13 protein-coding genes, 2 tRNA genes, 3 rRNA genes and 1 other RNA gene are annotated in these 21,339 nt (G+C 63.3%); 4 read left to right on the top strand and 15 right to left on the bottom strand.

All coding sequences use genetic code 11. The features are described from left to right. Nucleotides 1-2 precede the first annotated feature (2 nt). From mraY to rnpB, 7 genes are all read right to left on the bottom strand, one after another. The gene (gene mraY, locus CEG14_RS03925; RefSeq protein WP_094825022.1) at nucleotides 3-1,172 is read right to left on the bottom strand and encodes a phospho-N-acetylmuramoyl-pentapeptide-transferase; all 1,170 of its coding nucleotides are present in this window, start codon (nucleotides 1,170-1,172) and stop codon (nucleotides 3-5) included. Then, entirely contained in the window at nucleotides 1,162-4,008 is a 2,847-nt protein-coding gene (gene murF, locus CEG14_RS03920; RefSeq protein ID WP_094825021.1) for a bifunctional UDP-N-acetylmuramoyl-L-alanyl-D-glutamate--2,6-diaminopimelate ligase MurE/UDP-N-acetylmuramoyl-tripeptide--D-alanyl-D-alanine ligase MurF, read from the bottom strand. The genes mraY and murF overlap by 11 nt, the downstream gene beginning before the upstream one ends. After that, complete coding sequence (locus CEG14_RS03915) at nucleotides 4,005-5,738, bottom strand: peptidoglycan D,D-transpeptidase FtsI family protein (RefSeq protein WP_094825020.1); 1,734 nt, start codon at nucleotides 5,736-5,738, stop codon at nucleotides 4,005-4,007. Before CEG14_RS03915 ends, murF begins: the two co-directional genes overlap by 4 nt. Beyond that, complete coding sequence (ftsL, locus tag CEG14_RS03910) at nucleotides 5,735-6,022, bottom strand: cell division protein FtsL (RefSeq protein WP_094825019.1); 288 nt, start codon at nucleotides 6,020-6,022, stop codon at nucleotides 5,735-5,737. Before ftsL ends, CEG14_RS03915 begins: the two co-directional genes overlap by 4 nt. Further along, nucleotides 6,022-7,098: a 16S rRNA (cytosine(1402)-N(4))-methyltransferase RsmH gene (rsmH, locus tag CEG14_RS03905; protein ID WP_094825018.1), complete on the bottom strand. Its 1,077-nt coding sequence runs from the start codon at nucleotides 7,096-7,098 to the stop codon at nucleotides 6,022-6,024. The genes ftsL and rsmH overlap by 1 nt, the downstream gene beginning before the upstream one ends. Nucleotides 7,099-7,105: 7 nt before the next feature. Then, the gene (gene mraZ / locus CEG14_RS03900) at nucleotides 7,106-7,534 is read right to left on the bottom strand and encodes a division/cell wall cluster transcriptional repressor MraZ (protein WP_176461362.1); all 429 of its coding nucleotides are present in this window, start codon (nucleotides 7,532-7,534) and stop codon (nucleotides 7,106-7,108) included. Between the two features lie 306 nt (nucleotides 7,535-7,840). Continuing rightward, nucleotides 7,841-8,251, bottom strand: an RNA gene (gene rnpB, locus CEG14_RS03895) — RNase P RNA component class A. A gap of 91 nt (nucleotides 8,252-8,342) precedes the next feature. On the opposite strand from rnpB, the gene CEG14_RS03890 reads away from it, so the two are divergent. After that, the gene (locus CEG14_RS03890; protein ID WP_094825275.1) at nucleotides 8,343-10,151 is read left to right on the top strand and encodes an ATP-binding cassette domain-containing protein; all 1,809 of its coding nucleotides are present in this window, start codon (nucleotides 8,343-8,345) and stop codon (nucleotides 10,149-10,151) included. 94 nt (nucleotides 10,152-10,245) lie between these two features. Here the strand turns inward: CEG14_RS03890 and pyrC are convergent, their stop codons facing one another. Together pyrC and CEG14_RS03880 are read right to left on the bottom strand one after the other, a co-directional pair. Then, nucleotides 10,246-11,310, bottom strand: coding sequence for a dihydroorotase (gene pyrC, locus CEG14_RS03885; protein WP_094825016.1), 1,065 nt, complete (start codon nucleotides 11,308-11,310; stop codon nucleotides 10,246-10,248). Nucleotides 11,311-11,324: 14 nt separating this feature from the next. Continuing rightward, nucleotides 11,325-12,518, bottom strand: a complete 1,194-nt coding sequence (locus tag CEG14_RS03880) for a M20 aminoacylase family protein (protein ID WP_094825015.1) — start codon at nucleotides 12,516-12,518, stop codon at nucleotides 11,325-11,327. Between the two features lie 150 nt (nucleotides 12,519-12,668). Here CEG14_RS03880 and CEG14_RS03875 point away from each other — a divergent pair, with 150 nt between their 5' ends. After that, complete coding sequence (locus CEG14_RS03875) at nucleotides 12,669-12,947, top strand: SWIB/MDM2 domain-containing protein (RefSeq protein ID WP_094825014.1); 279 nt, start codon at nucleotides 12,669-12,671, stop codon at nucleotides 12,945-12,947. A gap of 963 nt (nucleotides 12,948-13,910) precedes the next feature. Here CEG14_RS03875 and CEG14_RS03870 read toward each other — a convergent pair. After that, complete coding sequence (locus CEG14_RS03870) at nucleotides 13,911-14,315, bottom strand: DUF4870 family protein (RefSeq protein WP_094825013.1); 405 nt, start codon at nucleotides 14,313-14,315, stop codon at nucleotides 13,911-13,913. A 336-nt stretch (nucleotides 14,316-14,651) separates the two neighbouring features. Here CEG14_RS03870 and CEG14_RS03865 point away from each other — a divergent pair, with 336 nt between their 5' ends. Then, nucleotides 14,652-15,134 carry an SMI1/KNR4 family protein gene (locus tag CEG14_RS03865; protein WP_179280528.1) on the top strand — a complete coding sequence of 161 codons (483 nt, stop codon included), beginning with the start codon at nucleotides 14,652-14,654 and terminating at the stop codon, nucleotides 15,132-15,134. Between the two features lie 319 nt (nucleotides 15,135-15,453). Here CEG14_RS03865 and rrf read toward each other — a convergent pair. The 5 genes from rrf to CEG14_RS03840 form a co-directional block, all read right to left on the bottom strand. Beyond that, nucleotides 15,454-15,566: ribosomal RNA gene (gene rrf, locus CEG14_RS03860) — 5S ribosomal RNA — on the bottom strand. A gap of 230 nt (nucleotides 15,567-15,796) precedes the next feature. Then, nucleotides 15,797-18,679: ribosomal RNA gene (locus CEG14_RS03855) — 23S ribosomal RNA — on the bottom strand. A gap of 312 nt (nucleotides 18,680-18,991) precedes the next feature. Further along, a tRNA-Ala gene (locus CEG14_RS03850) sits at nucleotides 18,992-19,067 on the bottom strand. A 25-nt stretch (nucleotides 19,068-19,092) separates the two neighbouring features. Beyond that, nucleotides 19,093-19,169 (bottom strand) — tRNA-Ile (locus CEG14_RS03845). 90 nt (nucleotides 19,170-19,259) lie between these two features. Then, nucleotides 19,260-20,790: ribosomal RNA gene (locus tag CEG14_RS03840) — 16S ribosomal RNA — on the bottom strand. Together the 16S, 23S and 5S rRNA genes with 2 tRNA genes alongside form the textbook arrangement of a ribosomal RNA operon. A gap of 311 nt (nucleotides 20,791-21,101) precedes the next feature. Between CEG14_RS03840 and CEG14_RS26230 the strand changes: the two genes are divergently transcribed. Then, nucleotides 21,102-21,263: a hypothetical protein gene (locus tag CEG14_RS26230; RefSeq protein ID WP_179280527.1), complete on the top strand. Its 162-nt coding sequence runs from the start codon at nucleotides 21,102-21,104 to the stop codon at nucleotides 21,261-21,263. Nucleotides 21,264-21,339 lie beyond the last annotated feature (76 nt).

The following is a 21,339-nucleotide window of genomic DNA, read 5'->3' as shown; positions in this document are numbered from 1 at the left end:
GTTCAACGCAACTTCAAGGTGGACAGACCGATCAGCACGAGCATCATGCTGATGATCCAGAAACGCACGACGACCTGGGTTTCCTTCCAGCCGCCCACCTCGAAGTGGTGGTGCAGCGGCGCCATGCGGAAGATCCGCCTTCCCTGGCCGTATCGGCGCTTCGTGTACTTGAACCATGTCACCTGCATCATCACGGACAGCGTCTCGACGACGAACACGCCGCCCATGATGAACAGCACGATCTCCTGACGCACGATCACCGCGATGGTTCCCAGCGCGCCGCCCAGCGCGAGCGCGCCGACGTCACCCATGAAGACCTGGGCGGGATAGGCGTTGAACCAGAGGAACGCGAGCCCCGCGCCCCCGATCGCCGCGCACAGCACCATGAGCTCGGCCGCCCCCGGGATGTACGGGAACAGCAGGTATTTGGAGTAGTCGACCCGGCCCACCACGTAGGCGAAGATGCCCAGCGCGCTGCCCACCATCACGGTGGGCATGATGGCGAGGCCGTCCAGGCCGTCGGTCAGGTTCACGGCGTTGCTGGTGCCCACGATCACGGCCCAGGTCAGCGCCACGAAACCGAGCACGCCGAGCGGATAGCTGACCGACTTGAAGAACGGCACGATCAGGTCCGCGCGCGTGGGCAGCGGCATGGTGAAACCGCTCACCACCCAGGCCTTGAACAGCGGCCACAGCTCGGTGTTGGCGGGCGCCGACACGGCGAACGCCAGATACACCGCGGCCACCAGACCGATGGTGGCTTGCCAGAAGAATTTCTGCCGCGCGGGCATCCCTTCGGGATCGCGATGCACCACCTTGCGGTAGTCGTCCATCCAGCCGATCCAGCCGAAGCCGAAGGTGACCAGCAGCACCACCCACACGAAGCGGTTGGTCCAGTCGGCCCACAGCAGCGTGCTGATGGCGATGGAGATCAGGATCAGCGCGCCGCCCATCGTGGGGGTGCCGTTCTTGACCAGGTGCGATTCCGGGCCATAGGCACGCACGGCCTGGCCGATCTTCATTTCGGTGAGCTTGCGGATCACCTTGGGACCGGCGACCAGGCCGATCAGCAAAGCGGTTGCGCACGCAAGCACCGCGCGCAAGGTGATGTACTCGAACACGCCAATGGCGCGCACATCGTCGGATAGCCAGCGGGCGATCTCAAGCAGCATGCTTGTCCCCCTGGCCTTGCGGCTGGTCGCCGCCGTTATTGCTCAAAACCGTCACTACCCGCTCCATGCGCATAAAGCGCGAACCTTTTACCAATACGCTGGACGGGCGCGCGCCGCGCAGAGCGGCTACGACTTCGTCTACCGATGCGCACGCGCGTGCCGACGCGCCGAACTCGGCCGCAGCCGCCCGGCACGCTTCACCCAGCGTGATCAACGCGTCGATCCCATGATCGCGCGCATACCCGCCCACCTCGCGATGCATGGCGGGCCCGTTGTCTCCGACTTCACCCATATCGCCGAGCACGAGCGCGCGCGGACCGGGCAGTCGCGCCAGCACGTCGATGGCGGCACGAACCGAATCGGGATTGGCATTGTAGGTGTCGTCGATCAGCAGCGTTCCGTCACTCAATCTCTTGCGCTGCATCCGTCCCTTCACCGCCTGGAATCCCTCCAGCGCGCGCAGTGCGCTGGTCAGCGGCGCGCCCGCGGCAAGCGCGCAGGCGATGGCCGCGAGCGCATTGCGCAGGTTGTGCAGGCCGGGCAGCGGCAGCACGAGTTCGGCGCGGCCGACCGGCGTCACCACCTGGCAGCGCGTGAATTCGGGATCGGCTTCGATCGCTTCGGCATACACGTCCAGGCCCGGCTGCAGGCCGAAACGCAGCATGCGGCGCGGCCCGGCGAGGGCCTCCCAGATGCCGGTGTACGGCTCGTCGCCCGGGAACACCGCCACGCCATCGGCGGGCAGCGCGCTGATGACGGCGCCATTCTCGCGCGCCACCGCTTCCACGGTGTGCATGAATTCCTGGTGCTCGCGCTGGGCATTGGTAACGAGCGCCACGGACGCCGCCGTCATGTCGGCCAGGTACGCGATCTCGCCCGGATGGTTCATGCCGAGCTCGAACACGGCGGCGCGATGGCGCGCCCGCAGGCGCAGCAGCATCAGCGGCACGCCGATATCGTTGTTGAAATTGCCGGCGGTCGCGAGGCGGGCGTCTTCGCCCTGCCAGTCGGCCAGCATGCCGGAAATCATTTCCTTGGTGGTGGTCTTGCCGTTGCTGCCCGTCACGGCGATGACCGGCAGCTTGAAGCGGGCGCGCCAGGCGGCGCCGAGGCGGCCCAGCGCGACCTTGGTATCGCCCAGCACCAGTTGCGTCAGCGCGCTGCCGGCCACCGGGTGCGCGACCACGGCAGCGCATGCGCCCCCGGCCTGTGCCTGGGCGAGATAGTCGTGGCCGTCGAAGTTCTCGCCGCTCAGGGCCACGAACAGATCGTTGGCGGCGAGCGAACGCGAGTCCGTGCTCACCGAGGCCACGTGCGGCAGCAGCAGTGCGGCGCGGGCCCACTCCCGGTCATCGAACGGCAGCTTCTGGCCGGCGATTTCCTGGTAGGTCTCGTGGCCCTTGCCGGCCAGCAGCACGACGTCGTCGGCCTGCGCGGCCCAGACGGTCTGGAGAATGGCGCGGGCGCGGTCCACCAGCACCACGGCACGGGTCGAGCGCGGCACACCGGCCAGCACCTGGTCGATGATGGCCTGCGGCGACTCGCTGCGCGGATTGTCGCTGGTCACCACGATGCGATCGGCGAGCTCGGCGGCGATCCGGCCCATCTCGGGCCGCTTGCCGGCGTCGCGGTCGCCGCCGCAGCCAAACAGGCAGATCAGCGCGCCGCCGCGGGCCTGCGCCAACGGGCGCAGCGCGGTCAGCGCGCGCGACAGCGCGTCGGGCGTGTGGGCATAGTCCACCACCACCAGCGCGCCGGAGGCGGCTTGCGAGAGCTGCGGCAGCGCCGGCGCGGGCACCGCCTGCAGGCGGCCGTCCACCGGCGTGGCGGCGGCGAGCTCGCGCGCCACCTGCGACAGCGGCCAGCCGAGCTTGAGCAGCATGCCCGCCACCAGCAGCAGGTTCGAAATATTGTGGCGGCCCAGCAGGCGCGTGACGATCTGCGCCTCGCCCTCGGGCGTCACCAGCGAAAAGACCTGGCCGTGCGAGGTGGCCTGCAGGTCGCGCGCCAGCAGATCGGCGGGCTGGTCCTGCACGGAATAGCTCACGCGCAGCGCGGCCGGCAGGCTCGCGAGCAGGCGCGCGCCGGCGGCGTCGTCGGCGTTCACCACGGCCGCGCGCAGCCCGGGCCAGCGGAACAGCTCGGCCTTGGCCTGCTCGTAGCGCTCCATCGTGCCGTGGTAATCGAGATGATCCCGCGTCAGGTTGGTGAAGCCGGCGGCGGCCAGCCGCACGTTGTCCATGCGGCCCTGTTCGATACCGATCGACGACGCTTCCATGGCCACGGCCTGGGCGCCTTCGCGCAGCATGGCGGCCAGCAGGCGGTGCAGGGTCAGCACGTCGGGCGTGGTCAGGTGACCGCCCAGCGACTGGCCGTCGGGCAGCAGGCCGCCCAGCGTGCCGATGGTGCCGCAGGGCCGGCCCATGCGGGTCAGGGCCTGGGCCACCCAGTGCACGCACGAGGTCTTGCCGTTGGTGCCGGTCACGGCCACCACGGTCAGTTTGGACGAGGGCTCGCCGTACCAGAGGTCGCCCAGCTCGCCGAGCATGCCGCGCAGATTGGGCACGGCGCGCACGCGCGCATCGTTGCCCGCGACCTGCGCGCCCTCGGCCTCGTACAGCACCGCGCCGGCACCGGCGGCCAGCGCCTTCTCTATATATAGACGGCCATCGCTGGCCAGCCCGGCGCAGGCGACGAACACGTCGCCGGGCGCGAGCTCGCGCGAATCCAGGCGCAGGTCCGCGTCGGCGGGCACGCGTTCGCGCAGCCAGTCGATATGCGGGGCGGCCGCGCCGGCCGGCGCGAGCACGCGCGAAAGCAGCGTCAGCTGGCTCATCGCTGGCCTCCTTCGGGCACGCCGGCCACGATGGTGGACTCGAACGGCGCGTCGGGCTGCACGCCCATCAGGCGCAGGCTGCCGCCGGTGATGCTGGAAAACACGGGGGCCGCGATCGCGCCGCCGTAATAGCCGCCGACTTGCGGCTCATCGATCGAAACTGCCACGACAATCTTGGGGTTGGAAACCGGGGCAAAGCCCACGAACGAGCTGCGATAGCGCTGCGTGCTGTACTTGCCGTCGACGATCTTGCGCGCGGTGCCGCTCTTGCCGGCAACGCGGTAGCCCTGGACCTGCGCCGCCTTGGCGCCATCCGGACCGGCCGCGGCCTCGAGCATCGCCCGCACCATGCCGGAGGTCTTGGGGCTGTAGATCTTGACGCTGGTCGGGTCGCTGTCGCGCTTGACCAGGGTCAGCGACACCATGTCGCCGTCGCGGGCGAACACCGTGTAGGCGCGCGCCACCTGCAGCAGCGACACCGACAGGCCATAGCCGTAGGCCATGGTCGCCTTCTCGATCAAGCGCCAGCGGTCCCAGGGACGCAGGCGGCCGGGCGCGGCGCCCGGGAAGCCCAGCTGCGGCGCCTGGCCCAGGCCCAGTTCGGTGAAGCGATCCCACATCTCCTTGGACTGCAGCTTCTCGGAGATCATGGTCATGCCGATGTTGCTCGACTTACGCAGCACGCCGGCCACGTCGAGCGTGCCGTTGCGGCTCACGTCGCTGATCGTCGAGCCCTGGTACTGGAAGCGGCCGTTGCCGGTCTCGAACAGCGTGTTGGTCGTGATGCGGCCGAGGTCGAGCGCCAGCGCGGCGGTGAACGGCTTCATGATGGAGCCGGGCTCGAAGGTATCGGTGATGGCCTGGTTGCGCAGCGAGGCCATCTGGAAGGTCTCGCGATGGTTCGGGTCGAACGACGGCAGGCTGGCCAGCGCCAGGATCTCGCCGGTGTGCACGTCCAGCACCACGGCCGTGGCGGCGCGGGCCTGGTGCTTCTCGCGCGCGGCCTGCAGCTCCTTGAACACCAGATACTGCAGGCGCGTGTCGATCGACAGGCGCAGGTCGCGGCCATCCACCGGCAGCGTCACCGCCTGCACGTCTTCGATCACGCGGCCAAGGCGGTCCTTGATGACGCGGCGCGAGCCCGGGCGGCCCTGCAATTGCTGGTTGAACGTCAGTTCGACGCCTTCCTGGCCCTGGTCTTCGACGTTGTTGAAGCCGACGATGTGGGCCGTGACCTCGCCTTCCGGGTAGTAGCGGCGCGACTCGGGCTGCTGGTGCACGCCCGGCATGGCCAGCTGCTTGATCTTGTCCGCCACGTCCATCGGCACCTGGCGCTTGAGGTAGACGAAGTTGCGGTCTTCGTCGGCCAGGCGGCGGCGCAGCTCGGCGATCGGCGTGTCGAGCAGCTTGGACAGCACGTTGAGCTGCTCGGGCGTGGACTGGCGCGTGTCTTCGGGGATCGCCCAGATCGCGCGGGCCGGCACGCTGGAGGCCAGCACCACGCCGTTGCGGTCGAGGATCTTGCCGCGCGTGGCCGACAGCGTCAGCGTGCGCTCGTAGCGGCGCTCGCCCTGCTGCTGCAGGAACTCGGTGGACAGGCCCTGCAGGAACAGCGCGCGGCCGGCCAGCACCACGAAACCGCAGAACAGCAGGATCAGGACCAGGCGCGCGCGCCAGGTCGGCAGCTGTCCGCGCAGCACGGGATTGTCGAAGAACGGCACGCGCTTCATTGCGCCCCTCCGCCCGCGACCTGCGGCTGATTCATATAGATCGTGCGGTCAGGCACGATCGGGATCATCTTCAATTCTTCGCGCGCGGCATGATCCACGCGCGCATTGCGTGCCAGCTCGGCGCGCTCGAGTTGCAGCCGGCGCCAGTTGGTGTCGAGATCGCGCGCCTCGGCCTGGCCGCGCCCCAGCTCGATGAAGAGCTGGCGCGACTGATAGCGGCTGGTCACCAGGGAAATGGCGGACAGCATCAGCAGCGCGGCGACGATCAGGCTGGCGCGACCCATCAGCGGCGTCTCCCCTTGGGAGGCGCTTCGCCGGGTACGCGAATTGCTTGGACAAACGCATCACCGCCCTCGTTGGAGAGCGGCGTGTCGGTGCGTTCGGCGGCACGCAGAATGGCCGAACGGGAACGGGCATTGCCCGCCACTTCCTCATCGGTGGCGACGACCTTGCCCAGCGAGCGCACGACCGGCTTGGGCAACTCGCTTTCGCGCAGGGGCAGGCGTGCGTGCGCCGCGGCCGGCCTGGCGGCCGCCGCGATGCATTGCTTGACCATGCGGTCTTCCAGCGAATGAAAGCTGATCACCGCCAACCTCCCCCCAGGGGCAAGCAGCTCTAGAGCTGACGCGAGGGCGCGTGCGAGCTCTTCGAGTTCCCGATTGATGTAAATCCGTAGAGCTTGAAAGGTGCGTGTGGCCGGATGCTGCCCCTTTTCGCGCGTGCGGACGGCGCTGGCGACGCACTCGGCAAGTTCGAGCGTGGTGCGCAGCGGCCGTGTTGCGCGGCGAGCAGCAATCGCCTTTGCAACCTGAAAAGCAAACCGTTCTTCGCCATAATCTGCGATGACCTCCCGCAACTCGTCCACACTGGCCTCGGCCAGCCATTCCGCGACCGTGGGGCCGCGGCTCGTATCCATACGCATGTCGAGCGGGCCATCTCGCATGAACGAGAAGCCGCGCCCGGCATCATCAATCTGGGGCGAAGACACGCCCAGATCCAGCATCACGCCATCGATCAGATCGATGCCAAGCGCCGTCAATTCCTCGGTCATGGTGGCAAAGCCGCCATGCACCACCGTCACCCGGGCGTCCGCGGCGGCCAGCGCCTGCGCCACCGCGATCGCCTGAGGATCCTTGTCGAACACGATCAGGCGCGCCTGCGGCCCGAGGCGGCTCAGCAGCTCGCGGCTGTGACCGCCACGGCCGAACGTGCCATCCACGAAAATGCCGCGTTCGGCGCGCGCCGACGCGGCATTGTCCGCGGGACCCCGCGAACGGCTGGCCCCCTTGCCGCCAAAGTCCGGCTGCAACAAGGCGTCCACCGTCGGCTCCAGCAGAACGGGCCGATGCTCGAATTCCATAGTGGTTTCAGAACGAAAACTGATTCAACACATCCGGCATTCCCTGAGCCAGGTCCTCTGCCTCGCGGCGGGCCAGGGAAGCGGCATCCCAGAGCTCGAAGTGCGCGCCCATACCGAGCAGCATCACATCGCGCGTCATACCGGAAGCGTTGCGCAGTTCGGGTGCGATCAGGACTCGGCCGGAGCCGTCGATCTCCACGTCCTGAGCATTGCCCAGCAACAGTCGCTGAAGCGCCCGCGCGGTCATCGGGAAAGCGGCGATCTGCTCGCGTTTCTTTTCCCATTCGTTGCGCGGGTAAACCAACAGGCAGCCGTCGGGGTGGCGGGTGAGCGTCAGGCGACCTTCCGCCTGCGAAACCAGGGCGTCACGATGCCGGGTCGGAATCGAGATCCGTCCCTTCGCATCCAACGTGAGCGCACTGCTTCCTTGGAACACCTGTTTGCCCCACTTAATTGCACAATTTCCTACTTTTTCCCACTCTACGGGAACGACATAGACGGGTCAAGCGCATGGTTGCAATTTTTTCAATCACAACAAGGACTTAGGCCAATTTGTAAAAATGGGACTGAACAAAACATCCTGTTAAATCAGGAGCTTGCAGCCATATCTAAATGTCCCGCTTGAAGAATGTGCGCCACCTGCGAGCGCTTACAGGGAGGCGCGGGCGGCAATGTATGGAAATCCGGGAGGCGTGGGGAGGGTGCCCCGGGGTGGGGCAAGAAAATCCCCCGGCCGGGGGGAGTGCGAGGCGGGTCTATAGGCCGGATTTTGTACGCCGGGTCGCCCCGGCGGGCAATCATTCCTCTGCGCGCGCCATTGCTGACGTGCTGTAGCCACCTACCCGCATGCTCGAGCGAGCCGCCCTTTCCGGCCCGAGGGCCGTGCGCATGCCTATTTGATGTTGCTCCGGATAGAGGTTGCCGCGTTTCACCCTGCTGCGCCGCCGCCCGTTGCCGGACGGCTCAGTACGGAGATGGCCGTACAAGTGCGCTTGCGCGCCCGCGCCGCAGACTCGTCTCTGTGGCCCTGTTCCTCGGCTTCCCGGGTGTACGAGTCACCCGCTCGCCGGACGGCCGTTAGCCGCTATCCTGCCCTGTGGAGTCCAGACCTTCCTCGATGACATGACGCCACCGCGATTGCCCGACCCACCTCGCGAGGCGCATTTTAGACCAAACCGGGCCAGGCCCGCCCCGCCCCCCGGTTCCTGCGACAATACGGGTCGATTCTTCGAGCTTTGCGCTACATGGCCCTCAACACTCTGATCTCCCTGACCGACGTCCAACTGGCCTTCGGCCATCACCCGCTGCTGGATCATGCCGATTTCGCGATCCAGGAAGGCGAACGCATCGGCCTCATCGGCCGCAACGGCGCGGGCAAGTCCTCGCTGCTGCGCCTGCTCGATGGCCGCACGCAACCCGACGACGGCGACATCGCGCGCATGTCGGGCCTGCGCGTGGTCACGGTGGAACAGGAACCGGTGCTCGACGACACGCTCACGGTCTATGACACGGTCTGCGAACCCGACGCCCATCCCGAAGACTGGCAGCGTCCGTCGCGGGTACGCGCCGCGCTCGAAAAGCTCGGGCTGCCGGGCGATGCGTTGATCGCCGGCCTGTCGGGCGGCACGCGCAAGCGCGTGGCGCTGGCGCGCGCACTGGTCAACGAGCCCGACCTGCTGCTGCTCGACGAGCCCACCAACCACCTCGACTTCGAAGGCATCGCCTGGCTCGAAGCGCTGCTGCGCAACTGGAAGGGCGCGGCCATCATCATCACCCACGACCGGCGCTTCCTCGACGCGATCGCGACCCGCATCGTCGAACTCGACCGCGGCCGCCTGTTGAGCTTCCCCGGCAATTTCAGCCAATGGCAGGAGCGCAAGGCCCAATGGCTCGAGTCCGAACGGCTCGAGCAGGCGCGCTTCGACAAGCTGCTGGCGCAGGAAGAGGTCTGGATCCGCAAGGGTGTGGAAGCGCGCCGCACCCGCAACGAAGGTCGGGTGCGCCGGCTCGAGCGCCTGCGCGTGGAACGCGCCGACCGCCGCGAACGCGTCGGCGACGTGAACCTGGCCCTGGCCGAAGGCCAGCGCTCGGGCAAGATGGTGGCCGAGCTCAAGGACGTGAGCAAGACCTTCGGCGACCGTACCGTGGTGCGCGACTACTCCACCACCATCCTGCGCGGCGACCGCATCGGCATCATCGGCCCCAACGGCGCCGGCAAGACCACCCTGCTCAAGCTGATCCTCGGTCAGCTCGAGCCCGACACCGGCAGCGTGCGCATGGGCACCAACATCGAGGTGGCCTACTTCGATCAGATGCGCGCGCAACTGGATGAAGAGGCCTCGCTGGTCGATATCATCAATCCGGGCAGCGAATGGATCGAGATCGGCGGCACGCGCAAGCACGTGATGACCTATCTCGGCGACTTCCTGTTCTCGCCCGCGCGCGCCGGCTCGCCGGTCAAGAGCCTGTCCGGCGGCGAACGCGCGCGTCTGCTGCTGGCGCGCCTGTTCGCCCGGCCCGCCAACGTGCTGGTGCTCGACGAGCCCACCAACGACCTGGACATCGAAACGCTGGAGCTGCTCGAAGAGCTGCTGCAGGAATACAGCGGCACCGTGCTCCTGGTGAGCCACGATCGCGCCTTCCTCAACAACGTCGTCACCCAGACCATCGCCGCCGAAGGCGAGGGCCGCTGGCGCGACTACGTGGGCGGCTACGACGAGTGGCTCGCGCAGCGTCCGCAGCCGGTCGAAGCGGCCAAGCCCGCCGCCGCCGCGCCCGCCAAGGCGGCCGCGCCGGCTCGCGCCAAGCCGGCCCGCGCCACCAAGATCAACAGCTGGGAGCTGCGCGAACTCGAGGCCCTGCCCGACGCCATCGCCGCGCTCGAGGCCGAGCAGGCCACGCTGGCGGGCAAGCTTGCCGATGGCAGCCTGTATCGCGAAGCGCCGCAGGAAGTCGACCGGGTCAACGCCGAGCTCAAACGCATCGAAGGCGAACTGGAGGAGAAGTTCGCGCGCTGGGAGGCCCTCGAAGCCAAGCAGGCCGGCGGCGCCTGAGCGCCTGTCTGCGGAAAAACAAAAGCCGGCGCAGCGCGCCGGCTTTTTTTGCGGCCGGAGCAGGCTCGCGACCGGCTCCGGATCGAGGCAGCGCTCAGGCCGCCACGCGCCAGGACAGCGACTCACCGGCGGCCAGCGGCACCAGCGTGGTGTTGCCGAAGGGCAGCTCTTCCGGGATCTGGAACGTCTCGCGCACCAGCGTGAGCGTGCCGGTGTTGCGCGGCAGGCCGTAGAAGTCGGGACCGTGGAAGCTGGCGAAGCCTTCGAGCTTGTCGATGCGGCCGACCTGGTCGAACGCGGTGGCGTAGAGCTCCATCGCGTGCAGCGCGGTGTAGCAGCCGGCGCAGCCGCAGGCGTGTTCTTTCAGGCCGCGCGCGTGCGGAGCGCTGTCGGTGCCGAGGAAGAAGCGCGTGCTGCCGCTGGTGGCGGCGGCGACCAGCGCCTCGCGGTGCACCTCGCGCTTGAGAATGGGCAGACAGTACCAGTGCGGACGCACGCCGCCGGTGAAGATGGCGTTGCGGTTGTAGAGCACGTGCTGCGGCGTGATCGTCGCGGCGATCGGGCCCTCGGCGTCGCGCACATACTCCGCGCCGTCCTTGGTGGTGATGTGTTCGAACACCACCTTGAGCGCCGGGAAGGCGCGGCGCAGCGGCACCATCACGCGGTCGATGAACACGGCCTCGCGGTCGAACACGTCGATGGCGGGATCGGTCACTTCGCCGTGCACCAGCAGCGGCATGCCGCACTTCTCGAGCGCGGCCAGCGCCGGCGCGCACTTGCCCAGCAGGTCCGTCACGCCGGCATCGGAGTTGGTCGTCGCGCCTGCCGGATACAGCTTCACGGCATAGACCTGGCCCGACGCGTGCGCACGCTCGATCTCGGCAGCGGGCGTGTTGTCGGTGAGGTAGAGCGTCATGAGCGGCGTGAACGCCTTGGGATCGCCACCCGCCTTGACCAGCGCCGCGTCGATGCGCGCGCGATAGGCCAGCGCCTGCTCGGTGGTGGTCACCGGCGGCTTCAGGTTGGGCATGATGATGGCGCGCGCGAACTGCCGCGCGGTATCGCCGACCACGGCTTCGAGCGCGGCGCCATCGCGCAGGTGCAGGTGCCAGTCGTCGGGCCGTGTAATGGTGAGTTGAGTCATATTCAAAGTGGACATGGATGTACGGCCCGTCATTCGGCCAGCGGCATGCCGCGTTCGGCCAGGGCGCAGAACATCGCGCTGCCCAGCGGGATCACGGCATCGTTGAAATCAAAGTGGGAATTGTGCAGCACGCAGCCCGATTCGGCGCCGCCCTGCCCGAGACGGAAGTATGCACCCGGACGCTGCTGCAGCATGAACGAGAAATCTTCCGAGCCCATCGACGGGGTCAGGTCGCGCACCACGTTTTCCTTGCCGATCATCTCGGTGGCGATGTCGGCCACCAGCATGGCGTGCTGCGGCGTATTCAGCGTGGCAGGGTAGATGCGCTCGTAATTGAGCTCGGCGGTGGCGCCGAAGGCCTGCGCGATCGAGGTCGAGAGCTCACGCATGCGGGTCTCGACCATCTCCTGCACCGACTTGCGGAACGTGCGCACGGTGCCCACCAGCTTGGCCTCGCGCGGGATCACGCTCATCGCGCCGGGGTGGCCGGCCTGCATCGAGCCGATCGACACCACGGCGGAATCGAGCGGGTTCACGTTGCGCGACACGATGGTCTGCAACGCGGTGATGAGCTGCCCGGCGATCGTCACGGGGTCGATGGTTTGATACGGATGCGCGCCGTGGCCGCCGCGGCCCTGGATGGTGATCTCGAAGCGGTCCGCGGCCGCCATCATCGGGCCCGGGTTCACGCCGATCGTGCCCGGCCGCAGCCCGGGCCAGTTGTGCAGCGCGTAGACTGCATCGCAGGGATAGGTGTCGAACAGGCCGTCATCGAGCATGGCCTTGGCGCCGCCCCGCCCCTCTTCCGCGGGCTGGAAGATCAGGACGGCCGTGCCGTCGAAGTTGCGCGTCTGCGCGAGGTAGCGCGCCGCGCCGATCAGCACGGCCGTGTGGCCGTCGTGGCCGCAACCATGCATGAGGCCGGGCTTGGTCGACTTGTGTCCGAAATCATTGTCTTCCGACATGGGCAGCGCATCCATGTCCGCACGCAGGCCGATCATGCGGCCGCTGCTGGTGCCGCGGCCGCGGATCACGCCCACGACGCCGGTCTTGCCGACCCCGCGGTGCACCTCGATGCCGAGCGCCTCGAGCTGGCCCGCGACGATGCCGGAGGTGCGGACCTCTTCGAACCCCAACTCGGGGTGGGCGTGCAGATCGCGGCGCAATGCCGTCAATTCGTCATGAAAAAGCCGTATGGATTCAAGTGCTGAGCGTGCGTACATGGGCGGTTACACTGGGTGCAATAGGCGGAGATCGATGGCTGATTTTAGTTGCTACAGAGGATAAATGCCTTTGTCTTTACTGTAGAGACACGTTATGCTGCGGCCCGCAGGACATATTTTTCCAACAAGCCAGAGAAGGAGCGCCGCATTATGGCCACACCCTCCAAAACCGCGACCACGCGTAAACCGAATGCCGCGTTTATGAAGCCCCTGACCCCCAGCGCCGAGCTGGCGGCTGTCATCGGTTCGGAAGCCGTGCCGCGCACCGAGGTCACCAAGAAGATCTGGGATTACATCAAAGCGCACAACCTGCAAGACGCCAGCAACAAGCGCAACATCAACGCTGATGCCAAGCTGCGCCCGATCTTTGGCAAAGATCAGGTCACGATGTTCGAACTGACCAAGCTGGTCAACGCGCATCTGAAGTGATCGAGGATAGGGCGTACAACGTACGTCCCTTTCCCGACATCCACGCCGCTCCTGTCCTGGCGGCGTAGCGCGAAACGCGTGCCTCATCCGCGCGTCTTCGCACCGGACGGCCATCAAGGCCGGTCCCGCGCAGCTTCCCCACCGCACCCCCTGCAACACCCAGGCCGACCGGTACCCCGACCGGACGATGCCTCGTGGCGGTATGGCGCTGCGCGACCGTTCGACGCGCGCTCCCGCGCGCCGAACACCTGCTCCACGACCCGATCCCCCGTGGTGCCCGCCTCATGCCCGTCTCATGCCCGGCAGGCTCGCGCATCAGGTTGCGCCCGCAACGGGTTCAGGACAGCCGCACAGGCGGCATGAGCGATCTCAGCAGGCACACGCCCGCCCCACCCTTCGCTGACCGTCTCTCAAGCACGCCTGCGCGTCTTGAGTGCCTATTGGGTACCCGAGTGAACGTCGCACGCGCTCGCGCATCGTCCCGCCCCTGTGCGCTCGCCAGCACGGCTGACCGACGTTTGGCGCTCGGGGAGCCGCGCACGCGTGTTCCGTCGTCCAGTGAGGTCGCTGGTGCGCAAGCGGCGGCGGCCCGCGCCAGCCGCAAAGACTAGCGTCCCCTTTATTATTTCTCGAGACGTTTGGCGCTCGAACTGTTCCGCCGCGAGCCGGAACCTGCAGGTCGCCGCCGTCTCGCAGGACAGTGTCGCCGTTACGAACAGCACGGTTTCCCCAGTGAATCTCGATCCGGACCTACATCATCGGGGCACGTCGGCATGCGCCGTTGCGACCAGAGACGCGTGCGGGCGGCAGGGGGTGCCCGCCGTCGAGATCGGTGCCGGAGGTCGCCTGACGGCGAGCCGGGCGGGATGATCCGCGCCCCGCTCTCCTTTCTGCGCGCCAAATGCAAAGAGCCGGCCCGCAGCCGGCTCTTGCACGCATCACGCACCAGGCGGGGCCGTCGGCTCAGTGGTAGCTCGACGGGGCGGCGCCGGAGTACAGCGCCAGCCAGCCGCGAATGACGCGATAGGCCACCCACGCGAGCGCGATGACCACGCCGAGCCAGCCGATCGCAATCAGCGTGGCGATGGCCGCGATGGCCAGCCACAGCAGCGACCACCAGAACGTGCGGAGCAGCCAATCGAAATGCTGGGCGTACATCGTGCCCGCGGTGTCCGAGCGCTTCACATACATCAGCACGACCGACGCCAGCGTTGCAACCCACAGGACACCACTGGTCAGAAAGCCCAGGGCAAACAGGCCATAGGCGATATGGGTCAGCGTACGCAGGTCCGGGCCGGTAGAACCGGTCTGACCCGGCGGGGGGATCTGGGAATCGCTCACGATAACTGCTCCATCGAATAAGTTCAGCCAATCTTACCGCACAATAACAACGTCGCCCGAGCCCCTGAAATGCCGGACCGATGGGCGTTGTTAATTGGGTACGAGGGCTTGCAGGAAGCATCCGCACGCGTTTCGGCTCCTGCTCCCTCCGCCGATCCGGCGTGTGCCACACGCGCACCGTCCGCTGCTCCGGCGTGCACCGCGAGTCGTGCCGCCGGCGATCCGGCCAGCACGCAAAGCAGCGCGATGGCGTCAGTTCATCCCGGGTGTGCCAGCACTCGACACGCTGCCATGTCGTCGTTTGCTAGAGTGCAGACACGCCAAACACGCCCGAGGCCCGCCAACGCGGGGCCCGCCGAGATCATGAACACATCCCTCACTGCATTGCTCGCCAAGGTCGACCGGCTGCCGGCCGTCGACGATTCGCTGGAAGTCGAATGGGACGGCCCGTCGACGGACGCCGCCATCGCCGCCGTCGAGAAGGCCCTGAACATCGAGATCCGCGGCAGCTATCGAGACTTCGTTCTGCTGCGCGGCGGCGGCGGGCTGGACGCGCTGCGCATCTCGTCGATCGAGGCCGAAGATCCGCTTGCGGGCGCCTGCGCCGACTCGCTCTACTACCGGGAGGCCTGGTGCACGCACGCCCTGCCGGCCCACCTGCTCGTAATCCAGCGCGACGATGACGACAACGAGCCCGTCTGCCTCGACACCTCGCGTGTCGAACGCGGCGAAAACCCGGTGGTGTTGTTCTATCCCAGCAGCGGCCATCTCGAGCTGCTCGCGCCGGGCTTCGCCGACTACTACGCGTCGTTCCTCGAGCCCTACTTCGACGACGCGGGTCTCTGAGCGCCTGAAAAGCAAAACACCCCGCAGGCGCAGCCTGCGGGGTGTTTTTTCATGCGCTGTTGCTCTACAAAGCACAGCCGTCCACGAGGGTGCTGCGCCCAGGCCCGTACGGGAAGCCGAAGCCCCTCGGCCAAGCCCAGCGGTCTCGGGATGGGCATCGGCATCGGCATCGGCATCGGCATGGGGATGGGCATCGGCATGGGCATCGACATCGACATCGACGCGGCTGCGCGCATCAGCGCCTGGCAGCACGCCGCTTTGCGCGCCCCAAAAACAAAACCCCACTGGAGGGTATCCAGTGGGGTTTTGAGGAATAAAAGCCTGACGATGACCTACTTTCACAGGCGAATGCCAACTATCATCGGCGCGAAGGCGTTTCACGGTCCTGTTCGGGATGGGAAGGAGTGGGGCCACCTTGCTATGGTCGTCAGGCGTAACCGGGTAAGCGGTTGACGCGGAGTCAAACACTTGAATTTGGAAGAAGCAGCACGCGCTCGTGTCACCGCGGGCTTGTGGCCAGGCGGGTCATCGAGAGCACGTAAAGTGTGTATGGGTTGCGTTGATGTATGTTTGAACGGCACTGGCAGAAATGTCGCCAGCGTCACATGCGAGGGGCAAGGGTTAGTTGCGCTCTACATGGTTAATTAAGACTTGAGAGTTATAGGATCAAGCCTCACGAGCAATTAGTATCGGTTAGCTTAACGCATTACTGCGCTTCCACACCCGACCTATCAACGTCCTGGTCTTGAACGACTCTTCAGGGGGGTCAAGCCCCCAGGGATACCTAATCTTCAGACGAGTTTCCCGCTTAGATGCCTTCAGCGGTTATCTCTTCCGTACTTAGCTACCCGGCAATGCCATTGGCATGACAACCGGTACACCAGAGGTACGTCCACTCCGGTCCTCTCGTACTAGGAGCAGGCTCCGTCAAGTATCCAACGCCCACGGCAGATAGGGACCAAACTGTCTCACGACGTTTTAAACCCAGCTCACGTACCTCTTTAAATGGCGAACAGCCATACCCTTGGGACCGGCTACAGCCCCAGGATGAGATGAGCCGACATCGAGGTGCCAAACACCGCCGTCGATATGAACTCTTGGGCGGTATCAGCCTGTTATCCCCAGAGTACCTTTTATCCGTTGAGCGATGGCCCTTCCATTCAGAACCACCGGATCACTATGTCCTGCTTTCGCACCTGTTCGACTTGTCAGTCTCACAGTCAAGCACGCTTATGCCATTGCACTATCAGCACGATTTCCGACCGTACCTAGCGTACCTTCGAACTCCTCCGTTACGCTTTGGGAGGAGACCGCCCCAGTCAAACTGCCCACCATGCACTGTCCCCGATCCGGATAACGGACCAAGGTTAGAACCGCAAACAAACCAGGGTGGTATTTCAAGGTTGGCTCCACGAGATCTAGCGACCTCGCTTCAAAGCCTCCCACCTATCCTACACAGACCGGTTCACAGTCCAATGCAAAGCTACAGTAAAGGTTCATGGGGTCTTTCCGTCTAGCCGCGGGTAGATTGCATCATCACAAACACTTCAACTTCGCTGAGTCTCGGGAGGAGACAGTGTGGCCATCGTTACGCCATTCGTGCAGGTCGGAACTTACCCGACAAGGAATTTCGCTACCTTAGGACCGTTATAGTTACGGCCGCCGTTTACCGGGGCTTCGATCAAGAGCTTGCACCCCATCACTTAACCTTCCGGCACCGGGCAGGCGTCACACCCTATACGTCGACTTTCGTCTTTGCAGAGTGCTGTGTTTTTAATAAACAGTCGCAGCCACCGATTCTCTGCGACCCCATCATGCTCAGCGCGCAGGCGCCTCACACTACCGGGGCATACCTTCTCCCGAAGTTACGGTATTAATTTGCCGAGTTCCTTCTCCCGAGTTCTCTCAAGCGCCTTGGAATATTCATCCCGTCCACCTGTGTCGGTTTGCGGTACGGTCTCGTACAGCTGAAGCTTAGAGGCTTTTCTTGGAACCACTTCCAATCACTTCGCGAGACATGCTCGCTCGAGCCACACCCTTGATTTACGCGCCCGGATTTGCCTAAGCGCCATCTTCAATGCAGCAACAGGGACATCCAACACCCTGATGATCTTCCGCGATCCGTCCCCCCATCGCACTGTACGACGGTGCTGGAATATTAACCAGCTTCCCATCAGCTACGCATCTCTGCCTCGCCTTAGGGGCCGACTCACCCTGCGCCGATGAACGTTGCGCAGGAAACCTTGGACTTACGGCGAGGGGGCTTTTCACCCCCTTTATCGCTACTCATGTCAGCATTCGCACTTCTGATACCTCCAGCAGCCTTCACAAGCCACCTTCGCAGGCTTACAGAACGCTCTCCTACCGCGTATATCAAAGATATACACCCGCAGCTTCGGTTTATCGCTTAGCCCCGTTACATCTTCCGCGCAGGACGACTCGATCAGTGAGCTATTACGCTTTCTTTAAAGGGTGGCTGCTTCTAAGCCAACCTCCTGACTGTCTATGCCTTCCCACTTCGTTTCCCACTTAGCGATAATTTGGGACCTTAGCTGGCGGTCTGGGTTGTTTCCCTCTTGAGTCCGGACGTTAGCACCCGGTGCTCTGTCTCCCAAGCTGTACTTGCAGGTATTCGGAGTTTGCCATGGTTTGGTAAGTCGCCATGACCCCCTAGCCATAACAGTGCTCTACCCCCTGCAGTAATACTTGAGGCACTACCTAAATAGTTTTCGGAGAGAACCAGCTATTTCCAGATTTGTTTAGCCTTTCACCCCTATCCACAGCTCATCCCCTAGTTTTTCAACACTAGTGGGTTCGGTCCTCCAGCACGTGTTACCGTGCCTTCAACCTGGCCATGGGTAGATCATCTGGTTTCGGGTCTACACCCAGCGACTGAACGCCCTATTCGGACTCGCTTTCGCTACGCCTTCCCTATCCGGTTAAGCTTGCCACTGAATGTAAGTCGCTGACCCATTATACAAAAGGTACGCCGTCACCCCACAAGGAGGCTCCGACTGTTTGTATGCACACGGTTTCAGGATCTATTTCACTCCCCTTCCGGGGTTCTTTTCGCCTTTCCCTCACGGTACTGGTTCACTATCGGTCGATCACGAGTATTTAGCCTTGGAGGATGGTCCCCCCATCTTCAAACAGGATTTCACGTGTCCCGCCCTACTTTTCTCATGCTTAGTTCCACCATCGACATTTCGTCTACAGGGCTATCACCTGCTACGGCCAGACTTTCCAGACTGTTCAACTATGTTGATGGCTAAAACATGAAGGCTCTTCCGATTTCGCTCGCCACTACTTTCGGAATCTCGGTTGATTTCTTTTCCTCGAGCTACTGAGATGTTTCAGTTCACCCGGTTCGCTTCCACTGACCTATGTATTCAGTCAGGGATACCGCTTGCGCGGTGGGTTTCCCCATTCGGACATCTACGGATCAAAGCTTGTTTGCCAGCTCCCCGTAGCTTTTCGCAGGCTACCACGTCCTTCATCGCCTGTGATCGCCAAGGCATCCACCATGTGCACTTAGTCGCTTGATCCTATAACACTAAAGTCTTATAGGACGCTTGTTGACATTTCGCGTTTGTGCCGTTCATCAAAGCTATTTTTCGATCGCCACTTGCGTGACCATCGAAACTTGAGACTTTGGAACAAAATCATGCAATCACAACCCGTATTCATCTTCGTCAACTTGCGTTGATTACTTGATGAACACTTTACGTTGTGCTTCTTCCAAATTGTTAAAGAACAAATATAGCTGTCAGGCCTAAACCCAACGATTAATACTGACTCGCAGCACTAATCGTTGAACTCTTGCGTGCTTAGTATCTACCAGGCAGTGCGCGAAGCACTGGTGGAGGTGAACGGGATCGAACCGATGACATCCTGCTTGCAAAGCAGGCGCTCTCCCAGCTGAGCTACACCCCCATACCCCGATCGCTCGGAATAACTTTGGTGGGTCTGGTTGGATTCGAACCAACGACCCCCGCCTTATCAAGACGGTGCTCTAACCGACTGAGCTACAGACCCCAGACTCTTACTCTCGGATCTGTACGATCCAGCAGCTATATTTCAAACAACCGATAAGCGTGGACACTTGACATCGAGCGCTAAGCTCTTAAAGGAGGTGATCCAGCCGCACCTTCCGATACGGCTACCTTGTTACGACTTCACCCCAGTCATGAATCCTACCGTGGTAATCGCCCTCCTTGCGGTTAGGCTAACTACTTCTGGTAAAACCCACTCCCATGGTGTGACGGGCGGTGTGTACAAGACCCGGGAACGTATTCACCGCGACATGCTGATCCGCGATTACTAGCGATTCCGACTTCACGCAGTCGAGTTGCAGACTGCGATCCGGACTACGATCGGGTTTCTGGGATTGGCTCCCCCTCGCGGGTTGGCGACCCTCTGTCCCGACCATTGTATGACGTGTGAAGCCCTACCCATAAGGGCCATGAGGACTTGACGTCATCCCCACCTTCCTCCGGTTTGTCACCGGCAGTCTCATTAGAGTGCCCTTTCGTAGCAACTAATGACAAGGGTTGCGCTCGTTGCGGGACTTAACCCAACATCTCACGACACGAGCTGACGACAGCCATGCAGCACCTGTGTTCCGGTTCTCTTGCGAGCACTCCCAAATCTCTTCGGGATTCCAGACATGTCAAGGGTAGGTAAGGTTTTTCGCGTTGCATCGAATTAATCCACATCATCCACCGCTTGTGCGGGTCCCCGTCAATTCCTTTGAGTTTTAATCTTGCGACCGTACTCCCCAGGCGGTCAACTTCACGCGTTAGCTGCGCTACCAAGACCCGAAGGTCCCAACAGCTAGTTGACATCGTTTAGGGCGTGGACTACCAGGGTATCTAATCCTGTTTGCTCCCCACGCTTTCGTGCATGAGCGTCAGTGTTATCCCAGGAGGCTGCCTTCGCCATCGGTGTTCCTCCGCATATCTACGCATTTCACTGCTACACGCGGAATTCCACCTCCCTCTGACACACTCTAGCTCGGTAGTTAAAAATGCAGTTCCAAAGTTAAGCTCTGGGATTTCACATCTTTCTTTCCGAACCGCCTGCGCACGCTTTACGCCCAGTAATTCCGATTAACGCTTGCACCCTACGTATTACCGCGGCTGCTGGCACGTAGTTAGCCGGTGCTTATTCTGCAGGTACCGTCAGTTGCACGGGGTATTATCCCGTGCCGTTTCTTTCCTGCCAAAAGTGCTTTACAACCCGAAGGCCTTCATCGCACACGCGGGATGGCTGGATCAGGGTTGCCCCCATTGTCCAAAATTCCCCACTGCTGCCTCCCGTAGGAGTCTGGGCCGTGTCTCAGTCCCAGTGTGGCTGGTCGTCCTCTCAAACCAGCTACGGATCGTCGCCTTGGTGAGCCATTACCCCACCAACTAGCTAATCCGATATCGGCCGCTCTAATAGTGCGAGGCCCGAAGGTCCCCCGCTTTCCCCCGAAGGGCGTATGCGGTATTAGCTACGCTTTCGCGTAGTTATCCCCCGCTACTAGGCACGTTCCGATACATTACTCACCCGTTCGCCACTCGCCACCAGACCGAAGTCCGTGCTGCCGTTCGACTTGCATGTGTAAAGCATCCCGCCAGCGTTCAATCTGAGCCAGGATCAAACTCTTCAGTTTAATCTCTGTTTTTCGCCGCCATCCGTAGACAGCGACTTCGCTTGCTTCTCAAAGGAAGTGAGGTATTACTACCTTACTTCTATTGTGTCGGCACTTTGATACTTTTGCTTTTGCCACCGAGCCGAAACCCGGTGGCAGCGCACTCGCATCAAGTGCCCACACTTATCGGTTGTTTAGTTGTTAAAGAGCGGTACTGCCAAATTCTTGCCTGCTACGCTCGAAGTCTTTCGACTTCGCTGCCAACTTCGCTTCAGTGACTCGCTTTCGCTTCGTCGCTGTCGCTGCGTTGTCAGCAGCAGAGAAACGAGATTATGAAGAAGTTTTTTTCGTTTGTCAACTCAGTTTTGAAGATTTTCATCACCGAGCAACTCACCGCTTCTTCTCTCGCTTCCAGCGCCGTCGTTGCCGACCGCACCATCTGCTTGAGCGCCGTGCCTTTCAGCACCTTGGCCTTTCTCGAAACATCAGGGTAAACCCTGAATTTTCGACAACTGCCAAGCCCGAAACTATAACACGATTTTTGCATTTCGTGCAACTTACATCGCACAA

The sequence above is a fragment of the Bordetella genomosp. 1 genome, assembly GCF_002261335.1.
GTDB lineage: Bacteria > Pseudomonadota > Gammaproteobacteria > Burkholderiales > Burkholderiaceae_B > Bordetella.
Note: the sequence above shows the minus strand (reverse complement) of the source record. Positions and strands in the feature narration are given on the sequence as shown.

Excerpts from the sequence above, each read along its gene's own strand:
- mraY (WP_094825022.1), bottom strand. The coding sequence starts at position 1,172 with ATGCTGCTTGAGATCGCCCGCTGGCTATCCGACGATGTGCGCGCCATT.
- CEG14_RS03880 (WP_094825015.1), bottom strand. The coding sequence starts at position 12,518 with ATGTACGCACGCTCAGCACTTGAATCCATACGGCTTTTTCATGACGAA.
- murF (WP_094825021.1), bottom strand. The coding sequence starts at position 4,008 with ATGAGCCAGCTGACGCTGCTTTCGCGCGTGCTCGCGCCGGCCGGCGCG.
- pyrC (WP_094825016.1), bottom strand. The coding sequence starts at position 11,310 with ATGTCCACTTTGAATATGACTCAACTCACCATTACACGGCCCGACGAC.
- ftsL (WP_094825019.1), bottom strand. The coding sequence starts at position 6,022 with ATGGGTCGCGCCAGCCTGATCGTCGCCGCGCTGCTGATGCTGTCCGCC.
- rsmH (WP_094825018.1), bottom strand. The coding sequence starts at position 7,098 with ATGGAATTCGAGCATCGGCCCGTTCTGCTGGAGCCGACGGTGGACGCC.
- CEG14_RS03875 (WP_094825014.1), top strand. The coding sequence starts at position 12,669 with ATGGCCACACCCTCCAAAACCGCGACCACGCGTAAACCGAATGCCGCG.
- CEG14_RS03915 (WP_094825020.1), bottom strand. The coding sequence starts at position 5,738 with ATGAAGCGCGTGCCGTTCTTCGACAATCCCGTGCTGCGCGGACAGCTG.
- CEG14_RS03890 (WP_094825275.1), top strand. The coding sequence starts at position 8,343 with ATGGCCCTCAACACTCTGATCTCCCTGACCGACGTCCAACTGGCCTTC.
- CEG14_RS03865 (WP_179280528.1), top strand. The coding sequence starts at position 14,652 with ATGAACACATCCCTCACTGCATTGCTCGCCAAGGTCGACCGGCTGCCG.
- CEG14_RS26230 (WP_179280527.1), top strand. The coding sequence starts at position 21,102 with ATGAAGAAGTTTTTTTCGTTTGTCAACTCAGTTTTGAAGATTTTCATC.